This window comes from Halostagnicola larsenii XH-48, assembly GCF_000517625.1.
In the GTDB taxonomy this organism is placed as follows: Archaea; Halobacteriota; Halobacteria; order Halobacteriales; family Natrialbaceae; genus Halostagnicola; species Halostagnicola larsenii.
Window position 1 is genome coordinate 1,548,843 of record NZ_CP007055.1, and the last position, 12,601, is coordinate 1,561,443.

General features: G+C 61.8%; 12 protein-coding genes and 1 pseudogene. 8 read left to right on the forward strand and 5 right to left on the reverse strand.

What is annotated here, in order from left to right:
- The first annotated feature begins 40 nt into the window (after nucleotides 1–40).
- Nucleotides 41–3,364: an MMPL family transporter gene (locus tag HALLA_RS07930; RefSeq protein ID WP_084568956.1), complete on the forward strand. Its 3,324-nt coding sequence runs from the start codon at nucleotides 41–43 to the stop codon at nucleotides 3,362–3,364.
- Nucleotides 3,361–4,182: a TrmB family transcriptional regulator gene (locus HALLA_RS07935; protein WP_084568957.1), complete on the forward strand. Its 822-nt coding sequence runs from the start codon at nucleotides 3,361–3,363 to the stop codon at nucleotides 4,180–4,182. Before HALLA_RS07930 ends, HALLA_RS07935 begins: the two co-directional genes overlap by 4 nt.
- Nucleotides 4,183–4,878: 696 nt before the next feature.
- Here HALLA_RS07935 and HALLA_RS07940 read toward each other — a convergent pair.
- The gene (locus HALLA_RS07940; protein ID WP_049952845.1) at nucleotides 4,879–5,553 is read right to left on the reverse strand and encodes a helix-turn-helix domain-containing protein; all 675 of its coding nucleotides are present in this window, start codon (nucleotides 5,551–5,553) and stop codon (nucleotides 4,879–4,881) included.
- A gap of 446 nt (nucleotides 5,554–5,999) precedes the next feature.
- On the opposite strand from HALLA_RS07940, the gene HALLA_RS07945 reads away from it, so the two are divergent.
- Complete coding sequence (locus tag HALLA_RS07945; protein WP_049952846.1) at nucleotides 6,000–6,494, forward strand: hypothetical protein; 495 nt, start codon at nucleotides 6,000–6,002, stop codon at nucleotides 6,492–6,494.
- A gap of 75 nt (nucleotides 6,495–6,569) precedes the next feature.
- Nucleotides 6,570–7,082 (forward strand): hypothetical protein, encoded by a 513-nt coding sequence (locus tag HALLA_RS07950; protein ID WP_049952847.1) that lies wholly within the window; start codon nucleotides 6,570–6,572, stop codon nucleotides 7,080–7,082.
- Nucleotides 7,083–7,108: 26 nt separating this feature from the next.
- On the opposite strand, the gene HALLA_RS07955 is transcribed toward HALLA_RS07950, so the two are convergent.
- Entirely contained in the window at nucleotides 7,109–7,558 is a 450-nt protein-coding gene (locus HALLA_RS07955; protein ID WP_049952848.1) for a universal stress protein, read from the reverse strand.
- A 190-nt stretch (nucleotides 7,559–7,748) separates the two neighbouring features.
- On the opposite strand from HALLA_RS07955, the gene HALLA_RS07960 reads away from it, so the two are divergent.
- Nucleotides 7,749–8,114, forward strand: a complete 366-nt coding sequence (locus HALLA_RS07960) for a response regulator (RefSeq protein ID WP_049952849.1) — start codon at nucleotides 7,749–7,751, stop codon at nucleotides 8,112–8,114.
- A 6-nt stretch (nucleotides 8,115–8,120) separates the two neighbouring features.
- Here the strand turns inward: HALLA_RS07960 and HALLA_RS07965 are convergent, their stop codons facing one another.
- Nucleotides 8,121–8,366: a hypothetical protein gene (locus tag HALLA_RS07965; RefSeq protein WP_049952850.1), complete on the reverse strand. Its 246-nt coding sequence runs from the start codon at nucleotides 8,364–8,366 to the stop codon at nucleotides 8,121–8,123.
- 186 nt (nucleotides 8,367–8,552) lie between these two features.
- Here HALLA_RS07965 and HALLA_RS07970 point away from each other — a divergent pair, with 186 nt between their 5' ends.
- The gene (locus HALLA_RS07970; RefSeq protein ID WP_242406154.1) at nucleotides 8,553–9,536 is read left to right on the forward strand and encodes a M48 family metalloprotease; all 984 of its coding nucleotides are present in this window, start codon (nucleotides 8,553–8,555) and stop codon (nucleotides 9,534–9,536) included.
- A 67-nt stretch (nucleotides 9,537–9,603) separates the two neighbouring features.
- Here HALLA_RS07970 and HALLA_RS07975 read toward each other — a convergent pair whose 3' ends face one another.
- Nucleotides 9,604–10,221: a TetR/AcrR family transcriptional regulator gene (locus HALLA_RS07975; protein WP_049952852.1), complete on the reverse strand. Its 618-nt coding sequence runs from the start codon at nucleotides 10,219–10,221 to the stop codon at nucleotides 9,604–9,606.
- Nucleotides 10,222–10,394: 173 nt separating this feature from the next.
- On the opposite strand from HALLA_RS07975, the gene HALLA_RS07980 reads away from it, so the two are divergent.
- A complete protein-coding gene (locus HALLA_RS07980; RefSeq protein WP_049952853.1) occupies nucleotides 10,395–10,622 on the forward strand; it encodes a TetR/AcrR family transcriptional regulator in 228 nt (75 codons plus the stop codon).
- A gap of 55 nt (nucleotides 10,623–10,677) precedes the next feature.
- Nucleotides 10,678–12,162 carry an MATE family efflux transporter gene (locus tag HALLA_RS07985; RefSeq protein WP_049952854.1) on the forward strand — a complete coding sequence of 495 codons (1,485 nt, stop codon included), beginning with the start codon at nucleotides 10,678–10,680 and terminating at the stop codon, nucleotides 12,160–12,162.
- Between the two features lie 250 nt (nucleotides 12,163–12,412).
- On the opposite strand, the pseudogene HALLA_RS19955 reads toward HALLA_RS07985, so the two are convergent.
- Nucleotides 12,413–12,592 (reverse strand): annotated as a pseudogene (locus HALLA_RS19955) (biotin synthase BioB); the annotation flags it as partial.
- Nucleotides 12,593–12,601: the final 9 nt, after the last annotated feature.

The following is a 12,601-nucleotide window of genomic DNA, read 5'->3' on the forward strand; positions in this document are numbered from 1 at the left end:
TTTCTGCCGATCCCAGCGCTCTCTTCGGAGGGCCGCATCGATGAGTCTTCCCGAGCGTATCGCCGACGTCGTCACGACTCGTACCAAAACTGTCATCGTCGTCCTTCTAGTGTTGACCGCCCTCGTGGGGGCGGGGGCGACGATGGTCGACGACGATTCCTCGCTCGACCAGTTCGAGAGCGACTCGCCGGAGGGCGAGGCACAGGCCTACATCAACGAGAACTTCACCGCCGAAGAGGCCGAAAACACGACGAGCGTACAGTTGATATACACGACTGAAAACCGTTCTGACAGCGCTGGTGGAGGGACCCAGCCTGCCGGCACCTCCAAAAACGCGCTCTCGCAGGAGTCGTTGCTCGCCTCGCTCGAGTTCCAACAGGAGCTACGGGACAACGAGTCGATCAACGACACCCTCGCCGAAGAGAACCCGATCGTCGGCGTCGAAAACCTCGTGGCCTACACCGCGATCGCCGACGAGCAAGTCGCCGAACTCGAACAGCGGGGAAGCGAACTCGAGAACCGAAGCGCCGAACTCAACGAGACCAGCGAGCGACTCAGCGCAGGTATCGACGACGTTCGCGAAACCCAGCGAGCCTACGAGCAATTGAACGCGACGGCCGAGCCCGGTACGCCTGAGTACGAGACCCAAGCCCAGGAATACGAGACGCAGATCGACGAAACCGTCGCCGAGGCGACCGCGGGACTCGACGACGAGCAGACCGCCGCGTACGAAGACGCGATCGAGAACGCCCGCTCGATCGAATCCCAACTCGTGGCACTCGAGGCCGAGTACGGGGAGCAAGCCCAGGAGCAGGACGCCTATAGCGAACTGACAGCGCAGATGGAAGACGTCTACACCGCCGCGACGATGGGCGTTCTCGAAGACGAGTACGCAGCCCTCGAGTCCGAATCCGAACGGCTCGAGGAAGACCAGGCGGCGCTCGAGGAGAGCGCTCAGAGCGACGAACAGCCAGCCCTCGATGACCAGATCGAAGCGCTCGAGGATCTCGACGACGAGGAGTTCGAAAGCGCCGTCGAGCGGACGCTCAGCGACGACACCGACGCAGGCGACGGTTCGGCGCTCGGACTGATGCCGTCGTCGTACGAACCCGGGTCGACCGAGGCCGACGCGCGGATGACCTCGATTACGCAGTCGGCTTCGGACAGCGGTAGCGGCGGGTCCGAGATGGGTGCAGTTAGCGACCGAATCGTCGACAGTCAACTCGACATTCGCGAACTCGCGACCGACTACGACGACGACGAACTCGCCGGCGGCTACATCGTCTTCGGCGGCGGTATCCTCACCGACGAGATCGACGGCTCGATGGCGGACAGTCTGGCTATCGTCGGCCCGCTCGCGCTTCTTTTCGTCGTCGCCGCGTTGGCAATCGCCTACCGCGATCCGATCGACATCGTCCTCGGCGTCGCGGGTATCGGTGCCGTGTTGATCTGGACGTTCGGATTCATGGGGTGGGCGGGAATCGCGTTCAACCAGATGTTCGTCGCCGTCCCGGTCTTGCTCATCGGGCTCTCTATCGACTACGCGATTCACGTCTTTATGCGCCATCGCGAGCAGCGCGGGGCGGCAGACAGTTCGGCCGCGCAATCGGGGGCCGAGGCGACCGGCGAGCAACACGAACCAGACGATGTCCGCGGGTCGATGCGGATCGCGCTGGCTGGCGTGGGCGTCGCACTCGTCTGGGTCACCGCGACGACCGCGATCGGCTTCCTCGCGAACCTGGTGAGTCCCATCGGCCCGATTCAGGAGTTCGGCATCGTGAGTTCCGTCGGTATCGTCGCCGCGTTGATCGTCTTCGGCGGCCTCATTCCCGCGGCGAAAATCGAGATCGACTCGTTCCTCGAGGCACGGGGCTACGACCGACGAAAGCGAGCCTTCGGGACCGGCGAAGGCCGGTTCAGCGACGTCCTCGCCGTCGGATCGACCGCGGCACGGAAGGCCCCGCTGATCCTCATCGTCGCCGTCCTGTTGCTGACCGCTGGCGGCGTCTACGGCGCGACGCAGGTCGACACCAGTTTCAACCAGGAGGATTTCCTCGCGGAGAGTCCACCCGGGTGGACGGAGAACCTACCCGGACCGATGAGCCCCGGCGAGTATCAGGCCACCGACGACCTCGATTACGTCAACGAGAACTTCCAGCGCGCGGACTCGCAAGCGGAGATACTCACGCACGGGGCGGTTACCGACGACGAGACGCTCGAGCGAATACAGGGGGCGGAAGCGGAGGCGACTGAAAGCGACGTCGCCTACACGCTCGCGAACGGCGAGGCCGAGGTGCAGAGTCCGCTCTCGGTGATGGAAGACACCGCCACACAGAACGAGTCGTTCAACGAGTCGTTCACCGCCGCGGATACGAACGGCGACGACGTTCCCGACGAAAACGTCTCCGCGCTGTACGACGAACTGTTCGAGGTAAACGAGGAGGGTGCCAGCGAGGTCATCCACCGAACCGACGGCGGCGAGTACGAGTCAGTCCGCATGGTCGTCGCCATCGACGGGGACGCCGGCTTCGACAACACGACCGACGAGATGCGAACGATCGCCGCGGGAATCAGCGATGGCGGCGGGGGCGGCGACCAGTTTGTCACCGAACCCGACGGACGCTGGAGTGCAATCGCGACCGGCGACCCGGTCGTCAGCTACGTCGTCGAGCAGGACCTTCTGGAGACGGTCTTGCAGAGCCTCATGATCACGCTCGTGGCCGTCTTCGTCTTCCTTTCCGTGGCCTATCGCCTGACCGGCAACAGCGCGACGCTGGGTGCCGTAACGTTGCTCCCGGTCGCGTTCTCGGTGAGCTGGATCCTCGGGACGATGTACCTCATCGGGATGCCGTTTAACGTCTTGACGGGGATGATCACGAGCCTGACCATCGGGCTCGGCGTGGCCTACAGCATCCACGTGAGCGCTCGATACACCCTCGAACTCGAGCGCCAGGGCAACGTCTGGCATGCGATGCATACAACCGTCACTGGAACCGGCGGCGCGTTGCTCGGGAGCGCGGCGACGACGGTCGGCGGCTTCGGGACGCTCGCGTTCGCAATCTTGCCCGTGCTTCGCCAGTTCGGCATCATCACCGCGCTGACGATCACGTACGCGTTCCTCGCGAGCGTCGTCGTCCTGCCGACGCTGCTCGTGCTCTGGACGCGCTATTTCGGCCCGGACGTCTCCTTCGATCCGTCCCGGCGTTCCGCGTCGGCGACCGCCGCCAGCGACGGCGGTCGCCCCGAGTCGGCGACCCGTGATACCGGCTCCGAGACACCGGATGTTACCGAATCCGAGAGTCCGGACGATCCCCAGTCCGAGAATCTCGAGGGGAACGAGAAAGACGGAGGGGCAGACGAATGAGCGAGGGTGACGACGAAACGGAACTGGGCGATCCGGTACGTACCGATGACAGAACGGGACCGGACGACGAAGGGGCCGCGGTCGAGGCGTTCGAACGGCTCGGGCTCACCGGCTACGAGGCCAAGGTCTTCATCGCGCTCCACCGACTGGGGTCGGGAACCGCACGAGACGTCGCCGAAATCACCGACGTTCCCCGCTCGCAGGTCTACAGCGTCGCCGAAAACCTCGAGGCCCGTGGACTGCTCGAAGTGCACCACGCCAGCCCGATTCGATACCGGCCGGTCCGCGTCGAAGAGGCTCGAGAGACGCTTCGCGAGCGGTTCGAACACGAACAGGAACGGGCACTCGAGTACGTCGAGCGCGTCCAAGAGGAGATGCCGGCGGAAGAAACCACCGAGGAGATCTGGACCGTCCGCGGGAGTGGCCGAATCGACGACCGCATCGTCGACCTCCTCTCGAACGCGGAGGACCGGATCGTCTTCGCCGTCCGGTTGCCGGCGCTCTTCGATTCGTCGATCGAGTCCGTTCTCGAAGACCGAGCGACCGACGGCGTGTCGGTCACCGCTATCAGCAGCGCCCAGCGGGTTCGTGATCGACTCGAGGACCGAGAGAACCTTCGCGTGCAGGAACCCCGTGAACCACGAACGGAAGACGAACGCTCCGGACGGATCGCCGTCGTCGACGACGATAGCGTGCTCTTGAGCGTCGTCGACGACGACGGCAGCGAGACCGCCATCTGGAGCGTCGAATCGCTGTTCGCATCCGTCCTGATTCAGCTGATCGAAGCGAACGAAGAAACGCTCGAGCGGGCGGCCTGACCGCCGGCGTTCGTTTCGAACTCGAGGCACGGCCCGTAACCTGAGAAACGGGCGCGATTCGTAACCCGAGAGCCGAACGCGATCCGTTACCGCTAGAAGAAACTGAGCAGATCGAGCAGTCGGTCGATGTAGCGGTCGTATTTTCCCGCAGAATCGTCGTCGTCAGAATCCGAGTTTTCCGAGTCAGGTTCTCCCATGTGACGCGTCTCACGACGTGAGTATTAAGCGTTCACCCGACGCCGCACCGCAACACTCTCCGAGGGTATCGACGCCTCGGTTCGATTCGGCAGTCGAGAGAGGAGACCCGTAACCACTCCGCTGGAAAAGCGGCCGGATCGATACCGTCGAAGCGGGCGTCCAGCGCTCACAGGGCGAAAATTCCGGACGCCGGTCGATCGGAGTCGGCCGCTGCCAGACAGTTCTCGTGTGGGTGTGGACAGCGTGATCTTCAGTTATCACGGGCCCACATGCGATTGTCACAGCGTGCTCGTACGTATATATCCGCAGGCTGTCACCACGGAAGGCGACCTCGAACAGTTGTGGGGTATTCGCTACTCGGACCGTATGGTGTGCGAACTGGTTCTATCCCCGGATTAGCGCGATCGCTGATACGTTCTTCTAAAAGCCACCGAGAGCGTGTTCACTCCCTGCCAGCACCGCATTACCCGCCGCGAGCACGAACGTTCGTGCCCGCGGCTAGTTCCGTATGATTTCGCCGCGGGGCTGGTTCAGTTGCTCGCCGGCGAGCACGCGATTCGCTCGCCGGAGCCGTTCGGATAGCGCCTGATGTGAGATGTTCAGTTCGCGCGCGAGTTCCTCGAGCGAAATCTCGCGAGGGACGTCGTAGTATCCCTGTCTGTAGGCCTCCGCGATCGCCTCCCGCTGTGGCTCGGTCAGCGCGGCGCTGGCCTCGAGATCGGCGTTTCGGTCCGCCTCGACCATTCGCCGAACGTCGACGGTGACGTCGAACCCCTCGATGGCTTCTATCGCACTCGAGAGGCTCTCCCGGCGCGGGAAGAGCAGTCGGAGCGTCCACTGCCCGTCGGAGACCTTCGCGTCGAGTATCGATCCGTCGTACTCGAAGACACACTCACACCGCTCGGTGACGTTCGAGTCGTACTCCAGACGGTAGAGACGCTCTGTGCCGTCAGAGCTGGTGAGTAGTTGTTTGAAGTCAGTTACCGTCGAATCGTCGGCCAGTGCGGATTCGACTGCCTCTCGATCACAACTCGAGAACCACACGAGCGTCATCGGGTGTTTCCCTTCCCCGGCGACGCTCTCGACTCGAAGCTCGAGGTCGGGGTTCGACTGGCACGTGTCCGCGAGTGCGAAATCGGCCGCCGTGATCGTGATTTCTGCAATTGTTGTCATCGTGTCTCACCGTCGGTTGGAACGTTCGAGTCCGATCGGATGCTAGTACTACTGGCGCGGTCTGTGGGGGACTCGAATCGTATCATGGTGTGTCATCCGATCCCGATAGTGGGCGAGCGCGTCCGACGGAGATTACCTCGCCCGAGACGGATCGAAGTGATACGAACGAACAGCCCCAAGCCGATTGATGAACGGGCCTGAGTGTTCCGGTCGTTTAAGACAACGTGTAAATTATCCACGGGTTACGCTGAAAGGATAGTTCGGTGTAGGATATGGTTACCAATAACATGACGCATGGCCGTTGGCTTCTCGTCCGTAATCGTCGTCGCCATATCACGTTCGGCCGTCTCCACGCTCGTACGTGCAGAGTTATCGGCCGAAGCGCTCCGATTCCGTCTGTATCGAACCCATAACAATCGAGCGATCGCTCGAGCGGTCGGACACAAATGGCCGTCGAACGGTCGGTTGGAATCAGAGACGCCGAAAACGAAGCGTTCGCGAGCGCCGTGGTCGGCGCGCTCGTCGCTGGATTTGTCTTCGGAATCGTGTTACACGAAACGGGGCGGATGGAATCTATCGCCAGCCTGTACGGACAGGACGACATAGTCGTCGCGTGGGCGTTTCACTTCATCCACAGCTTTTTCGCGGGAATCTTCTTTCTCGCCGTCGTGAACCTGCTTCGCGTGACCGATCCGTTCGGCGTGACGAGCCTCGAGCGACCGCTCGGCTTTCCGGTCGCGACGGCCGTCGCCGGAGTGCTCTACGGTCTCGTCCTCTGGGCCCTGCTCGTCGCCACGCTGTTGCCGCTGTGGGGGGAGGTCGTTGGACTCGAGCGGCCGTTGCCGTATCTCCACGAACCGAGTCTACTCGGTCTCGTGCTGTTCGGCGCGATCCTCGGATTGCTCTACGGCGTTCTCTTCCGGCTCATGACCCGCCACTAGGCGAGTGTCGGTTGATCGCATTCGGTTTTCAGTACGGTCCCAACTGACTTGCTCTCCCAGTCCGAACGATCGGGCATGGGCGAGGACGATGCGGACACGTTGTCGGTCGACGAACTCGTCGAGTACTGTCGGACCCAGGCGGGCCTGCTCTCCGGATCGGTCGAACGGATGGGCGCGGAGGCCGACGAGTTACTGGACGAAATCGACGCCGAAATGGCGACCATTCGAACGCGCCTCGAGGAGCGTCCGGACGCCGTCACGGAACCGGAATCACCCTCATCGGCGGTCGGTCCCGGGAGCCGCGACCGCGAGGCAGACCTCGCGGAGATCGAAGCGCTCGAAGCTGATCTCGAGGAAAAACAGACCATCGTCGAAGCGAAACAGGCTCGAATGGAAGCGTTCCAGAGCCTCGCAGCCGACTACACCGACCTCGCAACAGACCTCCAGCGAGACAGCGACGGGTGGCAGGCGGCACTCGAGCAGATCGTCCAGTTCGAGGCCGACCACGACGCGCCGGCGTACTTCCCGGATCGCCAGACCCTTCTCGAGGCCGCCATGGTCGAGTCCGAGACCGACGACGAGGACTGACCGCTGCGGGTGTGCAACCGGAGTAGTCAGGCCGCGTCGACGGTTCCGTCGGGACGCACCGTAACGACGGGGGCCGGCGCGGTTCGAACGACTTTGTTGGTGACGCTCCCGACGACCATGCGTTCGATCCCGCTGCGACCCGCCGTTCCGATGACGATCATGTCGGCGTCGATCTCCGCCGCGTAGTCGGCGATCTCCCGTGCAGGAATGCCCGTTCGGACGACTTCTTCGACTTCGAGACCCTCGGCTCGGGCCGTCGCCGCGAGGTCGGCCGCCCATCCGGCGGCGATTTCGGTCACGTCGTCTTTCGTTTTCGGCGGCCCGCCGCCGATGGATGATATCTGTGTCAAGTTCGTATCGCCGACGGAGAGGACGTGGACGGCCGCGTTCATCTTCTCGGCAATCTCGAACCCGACTTCGGCTGCGGATTCGGAATATTCGCTCCCGTCCGTTGTAATAACTATTGTATTACTCATCGTTCGTAGTCTAATTACTGAGATAGGAGGCTGTTCGTATAGTTTTTGCTGCTCCCGCTATTCTTTCGGTCGCTCGCTGATCGATGCGGCCGGTAACATTATCTATTTCCATTACACATAGCCAGCATCAGCAACAGAAGGGGAGACTGTGAACCATCTAACCACCGCCGAGAAAACCGAGAGAATCCGCGTGTTACACGTCGACGACGACGAGGCGTTGGTCGATCTCGCCGCCACGCTACTCGAGCGCGAATGCGATCCGCTCGAGGTCGTGACCGAAACGAGTGTCGACGCTGCGTTGCAGGTGTTGCGTGCCCAGACCGTCGACTGCGTGATCAGCGATTACGACATGCCGGGCCAGGACGGACTCGCGTTTCTGGAACGCGTTCGCACCACCGCGCCCAATCTTCCATTTATCCTCTTTACGGGGTATGATTCGGCGGCTCTCAAGGCCGATGCGATCCAAGCGGGCGTAACGGAGTACCAGCGCAAGCGGACCGATACCGAACAGTACGCGGTCTTGGCAGAGCGCGTTCTCGAGGCAGTCGAGAGCTGAACCGGATTACCGATCGTCGTCCGACGACTCGAGACCGTACGCTTCGGGGTCGTACTCGTCGGTTAGGGACAGTACCAGAAGGCTGCCGAACGCGACGAGTGACACGTAGAACGGGTCAACGCGAAGCGGTCCCAAGCTACTCACGTGGGCTCCCGGGGACGCGACCATCACTGTGGCGAACAGACCAAACAGGCCGATAATCGGATAGTGATAGTGGTGAATCTTCGTCCAGATCCGAAACCACTTCCCCATAGTATATCGAGTGCCGTCCGGTGATTTTATTTTTATGCTAGTCACACACCGTTGCGAAACCTCGGTAGCTGTTCGGACCGACGGGATAGCTACAAGAACATCGACCCGTGGATGGCCGTCGAACTCGAAGCGACGATAGCGGACGTGTCAATCAGTATTTTATTCCACCGGTCACACTGCACTCGTATGGTCACTCGCCTAACGGCTCTCCGTCTCCGAATGGTCGCCGCGATCCTGGGGTTGGTGCTCGTCACGGCGGGATTGCTCGGCGGCGTCTGGGTCGTCTTCTACGCGCTCTTCGCCGTTTTCGAGAGTCCGTTCGCCGCACAGGCCGCCTTTGCCATCACCGCTGGAACGTTGTTGACGATCGGCTACCTCGAGTACACGCACCTCGAGACGATCGAACGGCTGGCAGATGCACACACCGTGTCTCGAGACGACGCACCGGAGCTGTACGAAACGACGACGCGCGTCGCCGCCCAGTTGGACGTTCCCGTGCCCACCATCGCGGTCTCCGATCGGGAGACGCCCGAAGCGCTGGCCGTTGGCTTTCGGCCCGAGTCCGTGCATCTGGTCCTCTCGCTCGGGACGATCAACGCGCTCGAGGGCGAGCAACTCGAGGCGGTGATCGCCCACGAACTCGCCCACGTCAAAAACCGAGACGCGATGGTCATGACGGCCGTCTCGCTTCCGATCGTTCTCGCCGACGGCCTCCGCTCGCGCATCGCAGCGATCGAGAAGCCGGGGTGGACCGTCATCATCATCGTCCCGCTGGCGGCGCTGTCTTCCGTGGTCTGGGTCGTCGGCAGGACCATCTCGGCTCGCCTCTCGAGAGCCAGAGAGGTCGCCGCCGACCGGGCGGCCGCGGAGGTTACCGGCTCGCCGGCCGCCCTCGCCGACGCGTTATCGAGGTTGGATCGGACCATCGAGGAGACCCCCACTCGCGACCTGCGGGAAGTCTCCGGCGTCTCGTCGCTGTCGATCCTCCCGCTTGAGCCGGCCGAACTCGAGAAGGTCATGCTCGGGCCCGAGGGGGATATCGAGCCGGCCTACTGGGAGGTACGACGACGACTCCACCGGCTCGAGCGTTGGCTGTTCGGTACGCATCCCTCGACGGAAGACCGAATCGCCGAACTCCGAGAACGCCAGCGGGACGCGGAATCGGACTGATCAAACCAAAAATCTCCGCGCGTTCGGAGCAACGAAACGAACAGTTACGAAACGAGTAGGAGTCGCGCTACGTTTCTTCAGCGCGATCCGTCTCAGCTCTGAGAACGGCATTTACGTATTCGTCCGCCGTCCGTCTGGCTGTCGCGAGCGTATCCGTCTCATCCAGAACGACAGCACGCGTACGGCCACCGTCAACGATGGTCATGAGCGCTCGCGTCACGTGTTCGGCGTCGACGTCAGTGAACACGCCTTCGGAGATGCCGTGATCGATCACCGTTCGAAGCATGTATCGGACGTACTCGTCGTTCTGTTGGAACCGGTCGGCAAACGTCTCGTTGTACGGCGTCTGGCCCCGCATCTCGAGTACTGCGATCAACAGGTCGTGATGGTCCGCCGGTGCGACGAGGAGTTGGTCGAGCAGCAGGTCCAATCGCCGTTCGGGGTCCGTCGTCTCGACTTCGTGTATCGTCTCGACGAACCGGTCGAGGATAAAGTCCAGAAACGCTGCGAGCAAGTCCTCTTTCGTGTCGTAGTGGTAGTGAATGGCGGCGGTCGATTTCCCGTATTCTTCGGCAATGCGTTTGATCGTGAGATCGGCGTATCCGTGCTCTCGAAGCGCGCGATAGGTCGCACGCATGATATCCACGTTGGGCTCCGAAGAAGTCCGTTCCGGGAGGTCGGCCATTGCTGGTATGTACGTCCTCCGCCAGATAACGGTTTTGACTGGGTCGTCAGTATTCGAACTGCTCTATTACGCCCCTCAGAACCCTTTCAATCCACTGTGGCGATGAGATCCCGATCGATTCGAACTCCCGAAGGTTTTTGACTGACTGGTTAGTAAGTTGGATATCTCCCGTCATGGCGGACGAACCAGCCACCGAGATTCTGGAGGCAACGTATCGTGTTCTCTGCGAGTGCGGATACACGGATCTTATCCTCCAGGATATCGCTGCGAAAGCGGGTCCGAGCAAGTGGTCGATTCACCACCACGACGACTCCAAAGACCAGTTGTTCGTCGCCTTTCTCGACGAATTACCCGAGCGGTTCACTAGCCGCGCGGTCCCGCTCGATTTTACAATACAATGATAAGATACATTCAGAGGCACCTGCTCGTCGATGAGCACACGGAGGTCGCACAGTAATGGGACTCGTAAGCCGCATCAGTTCACTCTTCAAAGGTCCCGAAGAGGTCGATCTGACGTCGGGCGGCATTGGGAAGCCGTTGTTCTTCCTCGCGATGCCGATCGTCGTCACGAACCTCTTTCAGACGGCGTACAATCTCGCGGATACGTTCTGGCTCGGACAGTACAATACCGACGCACTGGCCGCGATCAGTTTCGCGTTCCCGCTCGTGTTCCTTCTCATATCGCTCGGGATGGGAATCGCCGTCGCCGGCAGCATCCTCGTCGCCCAGTATACTGGTGCAAACCAGAAACGTGAGGCCGAGTACGCCGCCTCGCAATCCGTAACCTTCGCCGCTATCGCCTCACTCGTCCTCGGCGTAGTCGGGTACTTCGGCGTCGATACGTTTCTCAGCCTGATGGGCGCATCGGATGACGTCCTACCGATGGCGACAGACTACATGGAAGTCATCTCGCTTGGCTTGCTGTTCATGTTCGGCTTCGCCATCTTCATCTCCCTCATGCGAGGGTCCGGGGACACGATCACCCCGATGCTCGTCATGTTCGGGTCGGTCGTGCTCAACATCATCCTCGACCCGTTCTTGATATTCGGGTGGACGGTCGTCGAGAACGCTCCCCTCGTCGGTACGATTTCGTTCCCCGAACTCGGTATTCAGGGCGCGGCCATCGCCACCGTGTTCTCGCGGGCACTCGCCCTGCTGGTCGGCCTGGTGATCATGTTCCGCGGCAACCATGGTATCCAGATCAACCTCCGGGATATGCTGCCGGATCTCGCGTATCTCCGTCGGCTCTTTCGAATCGGCCTGCCGGCATCCATCGAAGGCACCGGGCGAGCGCTGTCGATGAACCTCCTGTTGGTAATCGTCGCGATGTTCCCGGATACGGTCGTTGCCGCCTACGGCATCGGAACGCGCGTCTTCTCGGTCGTCTTCCTTCCCGCAATCGCCGTCGCCCGCGGCGTCGAAACGATGACCGGCCAGAACATGGGTGCCGGGAAACCGGACCGTGCGGAACAGGCGGCAGGGCTCGCGGCGAAAGTCCTCTTCGGCGTCCTCACGGTTGCCGGAATCCTCGTCTTCCTCGTCCCAGAACCCATCGTCTCGGTGTTCGTCGGTGCCGATCAGGAAAACGCCGCCGAAGTAGTCTCCATCGGAGCGGAGTTCCTTCGGTACGTCGCGCTGTCGTTCGGGTTCATCGGTATTATGCGGGCGTACACAGGGAGCTTCCGGGGCGCCGGAAAGACGCTCACCGCCGCCGCCATCTCCGTCCTGATGCTCGGCGTCATCCGCTTTCCGATCGCCTGGTTCGCGACGGGGCCGTTCGGAGAGACCGGGATCTGGCTCGCGTTCGCGGTTTCGAACGTCATCGGAGCGGCGATCGCCTACGCGTGGTACCGACGCGGCACGTGGCGAGGGAGCGATCTGACCGAGTCAAAAGTCGACCTCGAGGAACCCGCGTCCGGAGTGACGGGAGACGACGACTGATCCAGGTCAGTTCGCCCGTCACGGCTCGAGGAGTCAGGATTGATTCGTTCGTCCCTGAGTAACACTCGGTGTGGCTCCGGCTGTCTCGGCCGTCTGTTTGGCCGGCGCGGGTATCCGTTGGTCAGTTCGATAAGGTCTCGAAAGGAGTGGTTCTCTCGAGCGGGCAATCTCTTCGTTTGCCGCTACTGTTATTCGCGCCGTTCGAACCGAACCGAGATTTCACCGACCTCGATACCGATGTAAATGTCACGGTCGACGTCTCACCCATTCCAAGGATGACGCCCGCACAGAGGTCCATTCCCGCCGATGTGGCGACCTCGAGCGTGTGGGCCCGATCCTCGAAGCTGTGGAAGTCGACGATCTCGAGGAAGTACCGCGGCGAGGTTTCGATGTTGTGATTGTAGTGGTTGATCCCTTCCCCGGCGAGTATTTCGACCGT